Annotated in this window: 13 protein-coding genes; 9 read left to right on the forward strand and 4 right to left on the reverse strand. The window is 61.9% G+C overall.

The genetic code is table 11. From position 1 onward, the window contains the following. Positions 1-174 precede the first annotated feature (174 nt). Entirely contained in the window at positions 175-2883 is a 2709-nt protein-coding gene (gene mgtA / locus ACJ8M3_RS15635; protein WP_089197620.1) for a magnesium-translocating P-type ATPase, read from the reverse strand. A 424-nt stretch (positions 2884-3307) separates the two neighbouring features. Here mgtA and treR point away from each other — a divergent pair, with 424 nt between their 5' ends. The 3 genes from treR (at position 3308) to treC (ending at position 7532) form a co-directional block, all read left to right on the forward strand. Beyond that, complete coding sequence (gene treR, locus ACJ8M3_RS15640; RefSeq protein WP_042783558.1) at positions 3308-4255, forward strand: trehalose operon repressor TreR; 948 nt, start codon at positions 3308-3310, stop codon at positions 4253-4255. A 129-nt stretch (positions 4256-4384) separates the two neighbouring features. Continuing rightward, positions 4385-5800 carry a PTS trehalose transporter subunit IIBC gene (treB, locus tag ACJ8M3_RS15645; protein WP_033651452.1) on the forward strand — a complete coding sequence of 472 codons (1416 nt, stop codon included), beginning with the start codon at positions 4385-4387 and terminating at the stop codon, positions 5798-5800. A gap of 67 nt (positions 5801-5867) precedes the next feature. Next, on the forward strand, positions 5868-7532 hold the full coding sequence (treC, locus tag ACJ8M3_RS15650; RefSeq protein WP_089197619.1) for an alpha,alpha-phosphotrehalase: 1665 nt from the start codon (positions 5868-5870) through the stop codon (positions 7530-7532). A 28-nt stretch (positions 7533-7560) separates the two neighbouring features. On the opposite strand, the gene ACJ8M3_RS15655 is transcribed toward treC, so the two are convergent. Beyond that, entirely contained in the window at positions 7561-8085 is a 525-nt protein-coding gene (locus ACJ8M3_RS15655; RefSeq protein WP_033641685.1) for an NAD(P)H-dependent oxidoreductase, read from the reverse strand. A gap of 106 nt (positions 8086-8191) precedes the next feature. On the opposite strand from ACJ8M3_RS15655, the gene ACJ8M3_RS15660 reads away from it, so the two are divergent. From ACJ8M3_RS15660 to ACJ8M3_RS15675, 4 genes are all read left to right on the forward strand, one after another. Further along, entirely contained in the window at positions 8192-9106 is a 915-nt protein-coding gene (locus ACJ8M3_RS15660; protein WP_046688121.1) for a LysR family transcriptional regulator, read from the forward strand. Positions 9107-9350: 244 nt separating this feature from the next. Continuing rightward, positions 9351-11489, forward strand: a complete 2139-nt coding sequence (nrdD, locus tag ACJ8M3_RS15665) for an anaerobic ribonucleoside-triphosphate reductase (RefSeq protein ID WP_089197618.1) — start codon at positions 9351-9353, stop codon at positions 11487-11489. Positions 11490-11656: 167 nt separating this feature from the next. Beyond that, positions 11657-12121, forward strand: coding sequence for an anaerobic ribonucleoside-triphosphate reductase-activating protein (gene nrdG / locus ACJ8M3_RS15670; protein WP_089197617.1), 465 nt, complete (start codon positions 11657-11659; stop codon positions 12119-12121). Positions 12122-12372: 251 nt separating this feature from the next. After that, positions 12373-12957, forward strand: a complete 585-nt coding sequence (locus ACJ8M3_RS15675) for a helix-turn-helix domain-containing protein (RefSeq protein ID WP_025305101.1) — start codon at positions 12373-12375, stop codon at positions 12955-12957. Between the two features lie 19 nt (positions 12958-12976). Here ACJ8M3_RS15675 and ACJ8M3_RS15680 read toward each other — a convergent pair whose 3' ends face one another. Together ACJ8M3_RS15680 and ACJ8M3_RS15685 are read right to left on the reverse strand one after the other, a co-directional pair. After that, positions 12977-13420 carry an acetyltransferase gene (locus tag ACJ8M3_RS15680; protein WP_074446861.1) on the reverse strand — a complete coding sequence of 148 codons (444 nt, stop codon included), beginning with the start codon at positions 13418-13420 and terminating at the stop codon, positions 12977-12979. A 213-nt stretch (positions 13421-13633) separates the two neighbouring features. Further along, positions 13634-14689 carry a permease gene (locus tag ACJ8M3_RS15685; protein ID WP_089197616.1) on the reverse strand — a complete coding sequence of 352 codons (1056 nt, stop codon included), beginning with the start codon at positions 14687-14689 and terminating at the stop codon, positions 13634-13636. 227 nt (positions 14690-14916) lie between these two features. On the opposite strand from ACJ8M3_RS15685, the gene phnF reads away from it, so the two are divergent. Continuing rightward, positions 14917-15645 carry a phosphonate metabolism transcriptional regulator PhnF gene (gene phnF / locus ACJ8M3_RS15690; protein ID WP_015376439.1) on the forward strand — a complete coding sequence of 243 codons (729 nt, stop codon included), beginning with the start codon at positions 14917-14919 and terminating at the stop codon, positions 15643-15645. Continuing rightward, positions 15646-16089, forward strand: a complete 444-nt coding sequence (gene phnG / locus ACJ8M3_RS15695; protein ID WP_019453314.1) for a phosphonate C-P lyase system protein PhnG — start codon at positions 15646-15648, stop codon at positions 16087-16089. Positions 16090-16091 lie beyond the last annotated feature (2 nt).

The following is a 16091-nucleotide window of genomic DNA, read 5'->3' on the forward strand; positions in this document are numbered from 1 at the left end:
ATGAATTTCAAACCACCGCTAGGCGATAAACAACAACGCGTTGGTTTGAAAGGCGCAGGGGAAAACAGCCAACGCTGTAGATAAAGACTTAGCACAGAACAGATGTCCAACCGTTGCGGTGAAAAAGCGGACGGGATCACAGTTGCCCCCTCCCGGCCGGAGGGGGCGAACGGGTTATTGCCAGCCGTAGCGGCGCACGAACCAGCCTTTCACGCACTGGGTCAGCACCATGTAACCGGCGAGGATCAGCACCAGCCACGGGAAGTAACCGAGCGGCAGCGCCTGCAGCTGCAGGAAGCCAGCCAGCGGCGAGAACACCAGGCCGATGCCGGTGGCGATCACCGCCAGCGTCATGATGCACAGCGGCCAGGACGGGCGGCTCTGGATAAACGGAATTTTGCGCGTGCGGATCATGTGCACGATCAGCGTTTGCGACAGCAGCCCTTCCACGAACCAGCCGGACTGGAACAGCGTCTGCATTTCCGGCGTGTTGGCCTTGAATACCCACCACATCAGGCTGAAGGTCAGCACGTCGAAGATAGAACTGATCGGCCCAAAGAACACCATAAACCGCCCCAGATCGGCGGAGTTCCAGCGCTGCGGCTGGGTTATCTGATCGTCGTCGACGTTATCGAACGGGATGGCGATCTGCGAGATGTCGTACATCAGGTTCTGAATCAACAGGTGCAGCGGCAACATCGGCAGAAACGGCAGGAAGGCGCTGGCGATCAGCACGCTGAACACGTTGCCGAAGTTGGAGCTGGCGGTCATCTTGATGTATTTCAGCATGTTGGCGAAGGTGCGGCGCCCTTCGATCACCCCCTGCTCCAGCACCATCAGGCTTTTTTCCAGCAGGATGATGTCCGCCGCTTCCTTGGCGATGTCCACCGCCGAATCGACGGAGATGCCGATATCGGCCGCGCGCAGCGCCGGCGCGTCATTGATGCCGTCGCCCATAAAGCCCACCACGTGCCCCTGGCGGCGCAGCAGTTTGACGATCCGCTCCTTGTGCAGCGGCGTCAGCTTGGCGAACACCGTGGTGCGCGCCGCCGCCTGCGCCAGCTGCTCGTCGTCCATCTGCTCGATCTCGCTGCCGCGCAGCAGATGATCGGCCTCGAGCCCGACGTCCCGGCACACTTTGGCGGCCACCAGCTCGTTGTCGCCGGTGAGGATCTTCACCGTGACGCCGTTCTGTTTCAGCGCCGACAGCGCCGGCGCGGTGCTTTCCTTCGGCGGATCGAGGAAGGCGACGTAGCCTTCGAGGATCAGATCCGACTCGTCCGCCACGCCGTATTCATGGGTTTGCGCCGGCAGGATCTTGTTGGCCACCGCCACCACCCGCAGCCCCTGCTGGTTGAGATCGTCGGTGATGCGGCGGATCCTCGCCAGCAGCGCCTCGCTGAGTGGGATCACCTCGTCTTCGTGGCGCACGTGGCTGCAAATCGCCAGCATCTCTTCCAGCGCGCCCTTGCACACCAGCTCGTGATACTCGTTGTCTTTGGCCACCACCACCGACATGCGGCGGCGCACGAAGTCGAACGGGATCTCATCCACCTTGCGGTAGTTTTGCAGCGCCTGCGGCTGCTGATTTTGCTCCGCGCAGCTCAGCACCGCCACGTCGAGCAGGTTTTTCAGCCCGGTCTGGTAGAAGCTGTTCAGCCAGGCGTAGCGCAGCACCCGCTCGCTGCTGGCGCCGAACACGTCGGTATGGCGCTCCAGCACGATCTTGTCCTGGGTCAGGGTGCCGGTCTTGTCGGTGCACAGAATGTCCATCGCGCCGAAGTTCTGGATGGCGTCCAGCCGTTTGACGATCACCTTCTGGCGCGACAGCTTCACCGCCCCTTTGGCCAGCGTCGAGGTGACGATCATCGGCAGCATCTCCGGCGTCAGCCCGACCGCCACCGACAGCGCGAACAGCGCCGCCTCCCACCAGTCGCCCTTGGTGTAGCCGTTGATCAGCAGCACGATCGGCGTCATCACCAGCATAAAACGGATCAGCAGCCAGCTGACCTTGCTGATGCCGCTCTGGAAGGCGTTCGGCTGCTCATCCTGGCTGGTGACGCGCTGCGCCAGCTGGCCGAAATAGGTGCCGCCGCCGGTGCCGATCACCATCGCCAGCGCGGTGCCGCTGACCACGTTGGTGCCCATGAAGCACAGGTTCTGGCAGTCGAGCGGATCGGCCGCCGGCAACTGCGGCGCGGCGGATTTTTCCACCGGCAGCGATTCGCCGGTCAGCGCCGCCTGGCTGATGAACAGATCCTTGGCCGACAGCACGCGCAGATCCGCCGGGATCATGTCGCCGGCCGCCAGTTTGATGATATCGCCCGGCACCAGCTGCGCGATCGGCAGCTCCACGTGCTCACTCTTGCCGGTGAGCGCATCGCTGCGGATCACCGTGGCGGTGTTGCTCACCATGGCCTTCAGCGCGTCGGCCGCCCGATTGGATCGCGCCTCCTGGATGAAGTTCAGCAGCGTGGAGATCAGCACCATCAGCGCGATCACCAAGGCGCCGGTGAGATCCTCGGTGGCGTAAGAGATCATGCCGAGCGCGGTCAGCAGCAGGTTGAACGGGTTGCGGTAGCAGTGCCAGAGGTGTTGCCACCAGGCCTCTTTCTGCTGATCGTCGATGACGTTCTCACCGCAGCGCTGGCGCACCTGTTCCGCCTCATGGGCGGTGATGCCTTCCGGGTGGCTGTGAAAACGCTCAAACAGCTGCATCGTCTCTGCGGCGGCGCATTCCAGCCGCTGCTGCGCCAGGCCGGCCGGCATGTCGCGCGCAGCGCCGCCGACGCTGTCCAGCAGGCTGTCGCGGCGCACCAAACGGCGCGGGAGGCCGCGGGCGAACAGGCCCAGCAGCTGACGGGGGAGTTTTTTCAGTTTCATGGTTCGCACCTCGTCGCCCGGTGCCTCACGGCAGCGGGTAAACGGGGATCGTCATCGGCCGGGCGAATGGCGGGTGCGCCAAAAAGCCTCTGCCAACGCAGATCCTTATTCTTTTTTTCAGCAGCAGGAGCGAACGACGAAGCGCGCGCTACCGGTTACCGTGATGTACTTCACCGGTAAAACAGCAGCGCCAGGCGGAGAGGTTTTACCGGAGAACCGAGTGAGTGTCTAAAGCAGTCGGGTCGGGGTCCATATGGGGAATAACCTCCTGTAAAGGGAAAAACAGAGCGGCAGGAGCGGCCGTTCATCGCAATGTCACAATCCCGTTTTGCATCAAGATCCGCGTCGGAAAATGAGCTATGCTGACGGGCATTGTTTTACAGGCCTTTATGTTACGCCTGTCCACCTCAACGAAAAGTAAACCATGCAAAACCGGCTGACCATCAAGGACATCGCGCGCCTGAGCGGCGTAGGCAAATCCACCGTCTCACGCGTGCTGAACAATGAAGGCAGCGTGAGCCCGCAAACCCGTGAACGGGTGGAAGCGGTGATCCGTCAGCAAGGGTTTACGCCCTCCAAGTCGGCGCGCGCCATGCGCGGCCAAAGCGACAAAGTGGTGGGCATCATCGTTTCCCGTCTCGACTCGCCGTCGGAAAACCAGGCGGTGCGCACCATGCTGCCGCTGCTGTATCAGCAAGGCTTCGATCCGATCGTGATGGAGAGCCAGTTCGAAACCCGCCTGGTGCAGGAGCATCTGCACGTACTGCATCAGCGCAACGTCGACGGCGTGATCCTGTTCGGCTTCACCGGCCTGACCGCGGCGATGCTCAAGCCGTGGCAGGAAAAAATGGTGGTGATGGTGCGCGAATACGACGGCTTCTCGTCCGTCTGCTACGACGACGCCGGCGCGGTGAACCTGTTGATGGATCGCCTGTATCAGCAAGGACATCGGCATATCGGCTATCTGGGGGTGCAGCTCAGCGACGCCACCACCGGCCAGCGCCGCTATCAGGCCTATCTCGACGCCTGTGAACGCCTCACGCTCACGCCGCGCGCTACGCTGGGCGAACTGAGCTACCAGAGCGGTTTCCAGCACGCCGCCGAAGTGATTGACGCGCACACCAGCGCGCTGATTTGCGCCTCCGACAGCATCGCCCTGGGGGCGATCAAATACCTGCAACAACAGCCGACGCGCGCCATCCAGGTATGCGCCATCGGCAACACCCCGCTGCTCAGCTTCCTGTTCCCCGACACCCTGTCGGTGGAGTTCGGCTACGGCAGCGCCGGCCTGCTGGCCGCGCAGCAGCTGCTGGCGCAGCTCAGCGGCGAACAGGGGATCCGCCGCCTGGTGGTGCCCAGCAAACTTTCCTGATCGGAAGTTGACCATTTTTCGTCATTTTGTGATCCTCGCCCCAAACCGGGAACGTTCCCATTTCATTCAAAATGCCGAGTGGCTAAGCTTTGATCATTACTCAGTCAACACCTCTGCAGGTATCCCATAATGAGCAAAGTAAAACAGCAGGATATTGATCGCCTGATTGTTTTGGTCGGCGGCCGCGAGAACATCGCCACCGTCAGCCATTGCATTACCCGGCTGCGTTTCGTCCTCAACGATCCCAACAAGGCGAAACCGAAAGAGATCGAAGAGCTGCCGATGGTCAAGGGTTGCTTCACCAACGCCGGGCAGTTCCAGGTGGTGATCGGCACCGACGTCGGCGACTACTATCAGGCGCTGATCGCCAGCACCGGCGTCAACGAGGCCGACAAGGAACAGGCCAAGGTGGCCGCACGCCAGAACATGACCTGGACCGAGCGCACCATCTCCCACTTCGCCGAGATCTTCTTCCCGCTGCTGCCGGCGCTGATCAGCGGCGGTCTGATCCTCGGCTTCCGCAACGTGATCGGCGACATCCCGATGTCCGGCGGCCAAACGCTGGCGCAGATGCACCCGGCGTGGAAAACCGTTTACGACTTCCTGTGGCTGCTCGGTGAAGCGATTTTCATGTTCCTGCCGGTGGCCATCTGCTGGTCGACGGTGAAAAAGATGGGCGGTACCCCGGTACTCGGCATCGTGCTGGGCGTCACCCTGGTGTCGCCGCAGCTGATGAACTCCTACCTGCTCGGCCAGCAAACGCCGGAAGTGTGGAACTTCGGCTGGTTCGTGATCCAGAAAGTGGGCTATCAGGCGCAGGTGATCCCGTCGATCCTGGCGGGCATGGCGCTGGGCTGGATCGAAACCCGGCTGAAAAAGATCGTTCCCGACTATCTCTATCTGGTGGTAGTGCCGGTGGTCTCGCTGCTGCTGGCGGTGTTCCTGGCGCACGCGCTGATCGGGCCGTTCGGCCGCATGATCGGCGACGGCGTCGCCTGGGCGGTGAAATCGGTGATGACCGGCAGTTTCGCGCCAGTGGGCGCCGCGCTGTTCGGCTTCCTGTATGCGCCGCTGGTGATCACCGGCGTGCACCAGACCACGCTGGCTATCGACATGCAGATGATCCAGAGCATGGGCGGCACCCCGGTGTGGCCGCTGATTGCGCTGTCCAACATCGCGCAGGCCTCGGCGGTGCTCGGCATCATCATCATCAGCCGCAAGGCCAACGAGCGTGAAATTTCGGTGCCGGCGGCGATCTCCGCCTACCTCGGCGTGACCGAACCGGCGATGTACGGCATCAACCTCAAATACCGCTTCCCGATGCTGTGCGCGATGATCGGCTCCGCGATCGCCGGCCTTATCTGCGGGCTGGACGGCGTGATGGCCAACGGCATCGGCGTCGGTGGCCTGCCGGGCATCCTGTCTATCAAGCCGCAGTTCTGGCTGATTTACTCGCTGGCGATTCTGGTGGCGATCGTCATCCCGCTGGTGCTGACCATCATGGTCTACAAACGCAAGGCCGCCCGCGGCGAGCTGCCGGTTTAATTGACGCAAGATGAATGTAGGGGCCTGCTTGCGCAGGCCCGTGGTCACGATTCAAAGGTATTGATCTATGAGCAACCCAACCCCCTGGTGGCAGAACGGCGTCATCTACCAAATTTATCCGAAGAGTTTTCAGGACAGCACCGGCAACGGCTACGGCGATTTGGCCGGCGTGACCCGGCGGCTGGACTATCTGCAGGAGCTGGGCGTGGACGCGATCTGGCTGACGCCGGTCTACGTGTCGCCGCAGGTGGATAACGGCTATGACGTGGCGGACTACTGCGCCATCGATCCGGCTTACGGCACGATGGCAGACTTCGAGCAGTTGGTCGCCGCCGCCCACCAGCGCGGCATCCGCATCGTGATGGACATGGTGTTCAACCACACCTCGACCGAGCACCCGTGGTTCAAGGCCGCGCAGGATCGCCACAGCCCGTATCGTCAGTTCTACGTCTGGCGCGACGGCGAGGGTGAAACGCCGCCGAACAACTGGCGCTCCAAGTTCGGCGGCAACGCCTGGCTGTGGCACGCCGACAGCGGCCAGTACTACCTGCACCTGTTCGCCGCCGAGCAGGCGGATCTCAACTGGGAGCACCCGCCGGTGCGCGAAGAGCTGAAGAAAGTGTGTCAGTTCTGGGCGGACAAAGGCGTCGACGGGCTGCGTCTCGACGTGATCAACCTGGTGTCCAAACAGCAGGACTTCCCATCCGACAGCCAGGGCGACGGCCGCCGCTTCTACACCGACGGCCCGCGCATCCACGAGTTCCTGCAGGAGATGAGCCGCGACGTGTTTCAGCCGCGCGGCCTGATGACGGTGGGCGAGATGTCCTCCACCACGCTTGAGCATTGCCAGCGCTACGCGGCGCAGAGCGGCGAAGAGCTGTCGATGACCTTCAACTTCCATCACCTGAAGGTGGACTACGCCGGCGGTGAAAAATGGACGCGGGCGGCGCCGGATTACGTGGAACTGAAGCAGATCTTCCGCCACTGGCAACAAGGGATGCATAACCGCGCCTGGAACGCGCTGTTCTGGTGTAACCACGATCAGCCACGCATCGTGTCGCGCTTCGGCGATGAAGGCGCACTGCGGGTGCCGGCCGCCAAAATGCTGGCGATGGTGCTGCACGGCATGCAGGGCACGCCTTATATCTATCAGGGCGAAGAACTCGGCATGACCAACCCCGGCTTCCGCGCCATCGAGCAGTATCGCGACGTGGAAAGCCTGAACATGTACGCCGAACTGCGCGCCCAGGGCCGCGGCGACGCCGAGCTGCTGGCGATCCTGGCCGACAAATCGCGCGACAACGGCCGCACGCCGATGCAGTGGAGCGCCGCACCGCACGCCGGTTTCACCACCGGCACGCCGTGGATCGGCTGCGCCGAGAACTACCCGCAGATCAACGCCGACGCGGCGCTGGCCGATCTCGACTCGGTGTTTTACGCCTATCGCCAGCTGATCACCCTGCGCAAGCAGTATCCGCTGCTGACCCACGGCGACTATCAGGATCTGGCGCCGGAACACCCGGCGCTGTGGTGCTATCAGCGCAGCTGGAACGGCCAGCGCCTGCTGGTGGCGGCCAACCTGAGCCGCGAACCGCTGGCCTGGGCGGCGGAAGGCGTGGAAGCTTCCGCGCAATGGCGCCCGCTGATGAGCAACTACGCCGATTCGGCGGACCAGCCGCAGGCGCTGACGCTGCGGCCGTTCGAAGCGGTGTGGTGGCTGCTCGAAGACTGACCCCGCAGGGCGCGGCGAACGCTGCGCCCTACCATTTCCCCAGCAGCGCCGCCACGCCGGCGGCCTCTTGCGCCAACTGCTCATCGCTCATGTCGCTCACGCCCTGCACCAGATGCGGCGGCAGATAATCCATGCCGGTCAGGTTGGCCATGGCGTGGAACGGCAGCAGCAGATCCTGCACCGGATAACGGTTATACCCTTGCGCCGTATAAGCCTGCGCGTTACCGCCGGTGCTCACCACCAGCTGCAGCGGCTTGCCGTGCAGTTGGGTGCCTTCGCTGCCGTAGGCAAAACCGTAGGTTAATACCGCATCCTGCCATTCGCTGAGGATCGCCGGCGAGCTGTACCAGTAAAACGGGAACAGCATCACTACCGCATCATGGCTCTGCAGCAGCGCCTGTTCGCGCGCCACGTCGATGCGGTAATCCGGATACGCGCGGATCAGTTCGTGAACGGTCACGTTGGGCAGCGGGCGTACGGCCTCGATCAGCGCCTTATTAATGCGCGACTCGTCGGGGGTGCGGTGGGCGGTTAACACTAAAATGCGCGACATACATGATTCCTCGGTCATAAGAAGATGTGGGCATTTTTCCATTTCCGCCGCTGCGGGTGTAGGCTGTTAGAGGTCATTTCAATTTCAACTGAAAGTATCAACCACTATGTCGCTGCCCTTTGACGTACACCGCCTGTTGCCGGCCTTCCTCGCCGCCGCGCAGGCGCAAAATTTCTCCGCCGCCGCTCGCCAGCTGGGCGTGACGCCGGCGGCGGTCAGCAAAAACATCCGCGCGCTGGAAGAGAAGCTGGCGCTGCGGCTGTTTCAGCGCAACACCCACAACGTGCTGCTGACCGACGAGGGCAAAGCGCTGCTGGCGCAGGTAGCGCCGCTGTGGCAGGCATTGGCGGCGACGCTGGAAAGCGCCGGCGGCGAACGGCAGGCGCCTGCCGGGGTGGTGCGCGTCACGATGATCCCCGGCTTCGGCCGCCAGATGCTGATGCCGTTGATCCCGCAATTTTTGGCGCGCTATCCGCAGATCGATCTCGATCTGTCGCTGGACGCCCGGGTGGTGAATCTGGTGGGCGAAGGTTTCGACGTCGGCATCGGCAGCCGGGTCGATCCCGACAGCCGGCTGGTGGCCCGCCCGCTCTACCCGATGCACATGGTGCTGGCGGCGTCGCCCGACTATCTGGCGCGGCGCGGTGAACCGCAAACGCCGCACGATCTGCTGCGGCACGACTGCCTGCTGCACCGCAACCCGGCCAACGGCCGCCACGTCAAATGGCAGCTGCGCCATCAGGGCGAAACGCTGGCGCTGGATCTGAACGGCCGGCTGGTAGCCAGCCGCCCGGAAATGCTGCTGGATGCGGCGCTGGCCGGGCTGGGCATCGTCAACCTGGCGCGCTGGTACGTCGAGAAACACTTCGAGCAGGGCACGCTGCGGCCGGTGCTGGCGGAATGCTGGCCGCGCCCGGTGCAGCTGTGGCTCTATTACGCTTCGGCGGATCTGCCGCCGCGGGTGCGCGTCTGGGTGGATTTTCTGCTGGAACATTTTCGCGATCGGCCGGCGGGCGATTGACGACTGTTCAGCTTGCGCACGCTCTTTCGTTTTCCTTGTTCTACATCAAAAGAATCGCGCCGATATCTATATATAGTGCATTAAGAATTGCGAACACCTATATATAGTAGTTATCCACAAAATCATCCACACGCCGCCACAGCCCTTGCGCGCTGCGGCTTTGCCCTGTGGATAAGCGAAATTTGACGGTTGCTCGCCACGCCAGGCGGGTATGAACGCTCCCTCGGGGAACAAGGAGTACAATGTGAAACCAGTAGTGATTAAGCGGGACGGTTGCCAGGTACCTTTTGACGAAGCGCGCATTGCGCAGGCCATCGAGCGCGCCGCGCTGGCGGTGGGCGTGGTCGATGCCGACTACTGCGCCACCGTCGCCCGCGTGGTCGCTCAGCGCATGGAGCAGCAGCCGCGCGTCGATATCCACGAGATCCAGCAGGCGGTGGAAAACCACCTGATGGCCGGCGAATACAAACAGCTGGCGCGCGCCTATATCGAATACCGCCACGATCGCGACGTGGCGCGCGAGCTGCGCGGCCGCCTGAATCAGGAGATTCGCGGCCTGGTCGAGCAAAGCAACCGCGCGCTGCTGAACGAAAACGCCAACAAGGACAGCAAGGTGATCCCCACCCAGCGCGACCTGCTGGCGGGCATCGTCGCCAAACACTACGCCAAGCAGCACATCCTGCCGCGCGACGTGGTGCTGGCCCATGAACGCGGCGAAATTCACTACCACGATCTCGACTACTCGCCGTTCTTCCCGATGTTCAACTGCATGCTGATCGATCTGAAAGGCATGCTGACCAACGGCTTCAAGATGGGCAACGCCGAGATTGAGCCGCCGAAATCGATCTCCACCGCCACCGCCGTGACCGCACAGATCATCGCCCAAGTTGCCAGCCATATTTATGGCGGCACCACCATCAACCGCATCGATGAAATTCTGGCGCCGTTCGTCGACGAGAGCTTCCGCAAACACCTGCAGGTGGCGGAAGAGTGGCAGATCCCGGACGCCAAAGGCTATGCCATGGCGCGCACCGAGAAAGAGTGTTACGACGCCTTCCAGTCGCTGGAGTACGAGGTCAACACCCTGCACACCGCTAACGGCCAGACGCCGTTCGTCACCTTCGGCTTCGGCCTCGGCACCAGCTGGGAATCGCGCCTGATCCAGCGCTCGATCCTGAAAAACCGCATCGCCGGGCTGGGCAAAAACCGCAAGACCGCCGTATTCCCCAAGCTGGTGTTCGCCATCCGCGACGGCCTCAACCACCAGTACGGCGATCCGAACTACGACATCAAGCAGCTGGCGCTGGAGTGCGCCAGCAAGCGCATGTACCCGGACATTCTCAACTACGATCAGGTGGTGAAGGTCACCGGCTCGTTCAAAACGCCGATGGGCTGCCGCAGCTTCCTCGGCACCTACGAGCAGGACGGCGAGCTGGTGCACGACGGCCGCAACAACATCGGCGTCATCAGCCTCAACCTGCCGCGCATCGCGCTGGAGGCGATGGGCGATGAGTCGCGCTTCTGGGCGCTGCTGGATCAGCGCCTGCAGCTGGCGAAAAAGGCCCTGATGACGCGCATCGCCCGGCTGGAAGGCATCAAGGCGCGGGTGGCGCCAATCTTGTACATGGAAGGCGCCTGCGGCGTACGGCTCAAGGCCGACGACAACATCGCGGATATCTTCAAGAATGGCCGCGCCTCGATTTCGCTGGGCTACATCGGCCTGCACGAGACCATCAACGCGCTGTTCGGCGGCAAAAACCACGTGTATGACGACGAAGCGCTACGCGCCAAAGCAGTGGCGATCGTCGCGCGGCTGCGCGCCGCCGTCGACGCCTGGAAAGACGAGACCGGCTACGGCTTCAGCCTCTACAGCACGCCGAGCGAAAACCTGTGCGATCGCTTCTGCCGGCTGGACACCGCCGATTTCGGCGTGGTGCCGGGCGTCACCGACAAGGGCTATTACACCAACAGCTTCCACCTCGACGTGGAGAAGAAGGTCAATCCGTACGACAAGCTGGACTTCGAAGCGCCCTACCCGCCGTTGGCCAGCGGCGGCTTCATCTGCTACGGCGAATACCCGAACCTGCAGCACAACCTGAAGGCGCTGGAAGACGTGTGGGACTACAGCTACACCCGGGTGCCTTACTACGGCACCAACACGCCGATCGACGAGTGCTACGAATGCGGCTTTACCGGTGAATTCTCCTGCACCAGCAAAGGCTTCACCTGCCCGAAATGCGGCAACCACGACTCGGCCAAGGTCTCGGTCACCCGCCGGGTGTGCGGCTATCTCGGCAGCCCCGATGCCCGGCCGTTCAACGCCGGCAAGCAGGAAGAGGTGAAACGCCGGGTGAAACACCTCGGCAACGGGCAGCTCGGCTGAGAAACGCCGTGCAACCTAGGCAAAAGCCTGTTCATCAGGCGTGATTGTCGCAGCCGGTTTGCCTTCGGCCAGCGCGCACCAACCGCAGCGTACACGCAGTACGTGAGGATTGGGAGCCCTGCCGGAGGCAAAATGGCCAGTAAAATAGCCTGATGGGCAGGCCTCACATGAATTATCACCAGTACTACCCGATCGACGTCGTCAACGGCCCCGGCACCCGCTGCACGCTGTTTGTCGCCGGCTGCGTGCACCAGTGCCCCGGTTGCTACAACAAAAGCACCTGGCGGCTCAACTCCGGCCAGCCATTTACCCCGGCGTTGGAAGACCGCATCATCGCCGATCTGAACGATACGCGCGTGCCGCGCCAGGGGCTGTCGCTCTCCGGCGGCGATCCGCTGCACCCGGCCAACGTGCCGAGCATATTGCAGTTGGTGAAACGGATGTGCGCCGAATGCCCCGGCAAGGATATCTGGCTGTGGACCGGCTACCGGCTGGCGGAGCTGGACGCACAGCAAATGCAGATAGTGGACAGAATCAACGTGCTGATCGACGGCAAGTTCGTGCAGGATTTGAAAGACCCGGCACTGATCTGGCGCGGCAGCAGCAACCAGGTGGTGCATAGGTTGCGCTGAGCCAGCAACACACATATCAATGGGTATTCATCCAAACTCGACCTGACGCATCGGCAGCATAGAGTCATCTGACAGGTGGCTCTGTGCCAAGAGCGGATGTTAGGGTTGCAAACCTTGCTCTAATGATGCCGTAGGTTCTACAGAGGTTATGATTGACTGAGAGGGCGACTGATTTTTTAAACTTGTAAAATCAGTGATTTCAGCCTCATTGCGGTAATGGCATAATCAGGCTGGCGAAAGTGAGGGTGAGAATGGATAAAACATCTAAAAATCAGATAGTAGACAGCGATATTGCGCGTTTATTGCTTAAACATAGAAAGGCACGCAACTGGACGGTAGCAGAGCTTGCCCAACGGTCGGGCGTCAGTCAGGCCATGATCAGCAAGGTTGAACGGGGGGCTTCCAGTCCCAGCGCCACGATCCTCGGCCGTTTAGCCAATGCCATGAATATTACGCTATCAAAACTTTTCGCAGAACTTGAGCAACACCAGAACTCACTGGTGCTCTTTGCTCATCAGCAGCAGCATTGGACAGATGAAAAGTCGGGCATTACCCGCTGGTCTCTGTCCCCAGCGGGCGCATGCCCCGAACTTATCAAAGTTGAAATTCCTGCTCTGGGTCAACTTACGATACCCGCTTCCGCCAGTGAGCATCTTTCCGGCCAAACGCTGTGGGTGTTGAGTGGCAGCCTTGATTTTCGGGTCAATAATCAAACCCATCATTTACGCGCCGGTGACTGCTTTGCCCTGACCTTTGCCAGCGAGTACCAAATGAGCAATCCCGACAGTGAGCAGGGTTGTGCATATGTCGTTGCTTTTAGCCAAAAAAATCAATAATGCGCCACTGCCACGACGGCTACATTCCCGCCGAGCGGCTTAGGTGCAATAGGGGATAGGCCCTGCCTTGATTATCCAACTCGGAACGCCCTGAAACTTCAAAGCCCATATGTTGATAAAACCCGACGGCCTGTTGGTTTTGTTCATTCACATCGACGCTTAAATCAGGATGAAGCGCCAGTGCATGTGATATCAACTGCTTGCCGACGCCATGTCCGCGAGCTGCAGCATCGACAAAAAGCGCCTCCAGATGACCATCATGTAAAAACATAAATCCCAGCGGATGGTCTTCCCGATCGGCGGCAACCCACACGGGGGTTTCAGAAAAAAAACCGACAACCTCTTTTTCGATCTCTTGTCGATCGTGCGCAGTGAGAAAGTCGTGCGTAGCATCTACAGAATTTTTCCAGATTCGTATAATTTCTGGCGCTTCAGATGGACGTGACATTCTGATTTTTAACATTCTTCTACCTTACCGTGGTCATTACTGGGTGTATTTACATACAAAATTAGTCCACGCAAATTTACTATAGTGAATTTAAATTCACAATAGTGCATTCAATGTGATGTCATGATATCCGACAGGAGAAGCGTTAACTCACTGACGCCATTGGTCCGCTTTACCGGTTGTTAAACGTGGCCATTGCCGTCTCCTTCTTGAGACAGCAACGGTAAATTACACCAACCCCATCCCCACCACGCCGGTCAGCATGCCGCACAGCGCCACCAGCGCCGCCGTCAGGCACAGCGCGCGGGCGGAGAAGGCCTTGTTGAGCATCAGCAGCGAAGGCAGGCTGACCGCCGGCAAGGTCATCAGCAGCGCCAGCGCCGGGCCGGCGCCCATGCCCGCCAGCATCATGGTCTGTACGATCGGAATTTCCGCCGCGGTGGGGATAACAAACAGGCAGCCGACGATCGCCAGAGCAACGATCCACAGCAGGCTATTGTCGACGGCGCCGTCGGCATGCGGGAACAGCCAGACCCGCGCCGCCCCCAGCGCCAGCACCGCCAACACGTAGATCGGGATGGTCGACCAAAACAGCGCCCACAGCGCTTTGCCCCAGCGGGCGAGGAACGGCCGCTCATCGCTCTGCGCCGTCAGCACCAAAGGCTGCGGCGCGGCGGGTTGCGGATCGTTGGCGGTCACGCGCTGCACCAGCCAGGCGATGCCCAGCACCATCACCACGCCCGCCACCAGGCGGATGGCGGCGAACGGCCAACCGAGCACAAACCCCATGAACACCAGCGTCGCCGGGTTCAATACCGGGTTGGCGAGCCAAAAGGCCAGCGCGGCACCGCTGGACACCGACTGGCGGCGCATGCCGGCGGCAACCGGCGCGGCGCAGCAGGTACACATCATGCCCGGCAGCGCGATCAGCGCCCCCAGCACGGTGCCGGAAAAACGCCGGTGGCCGAGCGTGCGCGCCAGCCAGTCGCGCGGGATCAGCACCTGCACCAGCGAACCTAACAGCACCCCGAGCAGCGCCGCCTTCCATACCGCGGTGAAGTAGACCAGCGCGTACTGCCAGGCCGCCAGCCAGGGGCTCGCGGCGCCGTCGGCCAGGATCGATTTGCCGATCGAGTGGCTGTCCGCCGCCACGAACGCCTTGCCGTAGTAAGGCTGCCATTTGACATAGTAGAGGCCAACGGCCACCACCAGCAGAAACAGGATCGGTTTCCACAGCGGCCAGGCGCGTGGGGCGTGTTCAGGGGCGTTTAGAGGTTGCGGCATGGTCGCGGCCAGAGTCAGTCAACAGAGGCGCCAGCATAGCGCGCCGTCGCCGCCCGTGCACGCCCGGGCTGTCCTAAATAGTTCATCTGTTCGCCACCGACGCGTAACGCGATTGTCATCTGCGCCCGGCACCATGATGCCAACTTGAAAACCACAGGGTAGACGCCCGATGAAACGCACCGCTTTCGCCTTCATCGCACAGCCATCGGTATGACGAGGTTTTTATTATGATGGAGTTATCTAGACATCCGACCACTTACCCCACGCGCTATCAGCAGATCGCCGCGCAGCTGGAACAGGAGCTGCGCACGCAATACCGCTGCGGCGACTACCTGCCTTCGGAACAGCAGCTGGCCGAGCGTTATCAGGTCAATCGCCACACCCTGCGCCGCGCGGTGGATCAGCTGGTGGAGCGCGGCTGGCTGCAGCGCCGCCACGGCGTCGGCATTCTGGTGCTGATGCGGCCTTACGACTACCCGCTGCACGCCAATACCCGCTTCAGCCAGAACCTGTTCGAGCAGGGTAGCCATCCCACCAGTGAGCGCTTACTCGCTGTCTTGCGCCCGTGCAATGGGCATGTCGCCAGCGCACTCTCGCGTGAAGAAGGCGAAATGGTAATCCACCTGCGCACTCTGCGCCGGGTCAACGGCGTGCCGATGAGCGTCATCGACCACTATCTGCCCGATCTGGACTGGTGGCCGGCGCTGCAGCAGTTCCACAGCGGTTCGCTGCACCAGTTTATCGAACAGCACCTGCAGCAGCCGCTGACCCGCCGCCAGACGCGCATCAGCGCGCGCCGTGCGCAGGCTAAAGAGAGCCGGCTGCTGGAGATCGCCACCCACGCGCCGCTGCTGTGCGTGCGCACCCTTAACGTCCGCAGCGGCGGCGAAGACGTGGCGGAATACTCCGTCAGCCTGGCCCGCGCCGACATGATTGAACTGACGATGGAGCACTGAATGCAAGCCTTAGAGTCGAGACAACGCTGGATGTCGGTGCTGGCGCACAGCCGGCCCGAGCAGCTGCGCAGCCACTGGCAGGCGCTGAACCTCAGCCCGGGTTACCGCAGCATCCGCGCGCCGGAGATCGGTCTGGCCCAGCTGCAGGGGCGCATGGGCGCCACCGGCCGCCGCTTCGTATTGGGGGACATGACGGTCACCCGCGCGGTGGTGCAGCTGGACAACGGCGGCTACGGCTACAGCTATATCGCCGGGCGCGACAAGGCGCACGCCGAGCTGTGCGCGCTGGCCGATGCGCTGCTGCAACAGCCGGAACACGGCGAACGCCTGCAACAACAGCTGATCGCGCCGCTGGCCGCGCTGCAGCACGAACAGCGCCAGCTGCGCGCCCGGGCGATCGCCGCCAGCCGGGTGGACTTCTTTACGCTGGTGCGAGGGGATTAAGC

The sequence above is a fragment of the Serratia sp. CY55921 genome (genome assembly GCF_052167655.1).
Classification (GTDB): Bacteria; Pseudomonadota; Gammaproteobacteria; order Enterobacterales; family Enterobacteriaceae; genus Serratia; species Serratia ureilytica.

Bases quoted from the DNA above. Each gene is read 5' to 3' on its own strand.
- mgtA (WP_089197620.1), bottom strand. From the start codon at position 2,883: ATGAAACTGAAAAAACTCCCCCGTCAGCTGCTGGGCCTGTTCGCCCGC.
- treR (WP_042783558.1), top strand. From the start codon at position 3,308: ATGCAAAACCGGCTGACCATCAAGGACATCGCGCGCCTGAGCGGCGTA.
- treB (WP_033651452.1), top strand. From the start codon at position 4,385: ATGAGCAAAGTAAAACAGCAGGATATTGATCGCCTGATTGTTTTGGTC.
- treC (WP_089197619.1), top strand. From the start codon at position 5,868: ATGAGCAACCCAACCCCCTGGTGGCAGAACGGCGTCATCTACCAAATT.
- ACJ8M3_RS15655 (WP_033641685.1), bottom strand. From the start codon at position 8,085: ATGTCGCGCATTTTAGTGTTAACCGCCCACCGCACCCCCGACGAGTCG.
- ACJ8M3_RS15660 (WP_046688121.1), top strand. From the start codon at position 8,192: ATGTCGCTGCCCTTTGACGTACACCGCCTGTTGCCGGCCTTCCTCGCC.
- nrdG (WP_089197617.1), top strand. From the start codon at position 11,657: ATGAATTATCACCAGTACTACCCGATCGACGTCGTCAACGGCCCCGGC.
- ACJ8M3_RS15675 (WP_025305101.1), top strand. From the start codon at position 12,373: ATGGATAAAACATCTAAAAATCAGATAGTAGACAGCGATATTGCGCGT.
- ACJ8M3_RS15680 (WP_074446861.1), bottom strand. From the start codon at position 13,420: ATGTTAAAAATCAGAATGTCACGTCCATCTGAAGCGCCAGAAATTATA.
- ACJ8M3_RS15685 (WP_089197616.1), bottom strand. From the start codon at position 14,689: ATGCCGCAACCTCTAAACGCCCCTGAACACGCCCCACGCGCCTGGCCG.
- phnF (WP_015376439.1), top strand. From the start codon at position 14,917: ATGATGGAGTTATCTAGACATCCGACCACTTACCCCACGCGCTATCAG.
- phnG (WP_019453314.1), top strand. From the start codon at position 15,646: ATGCAAGCCTTAGAGTCGAGACAACGCTGGATGTCGGTGCTGGCGCAC.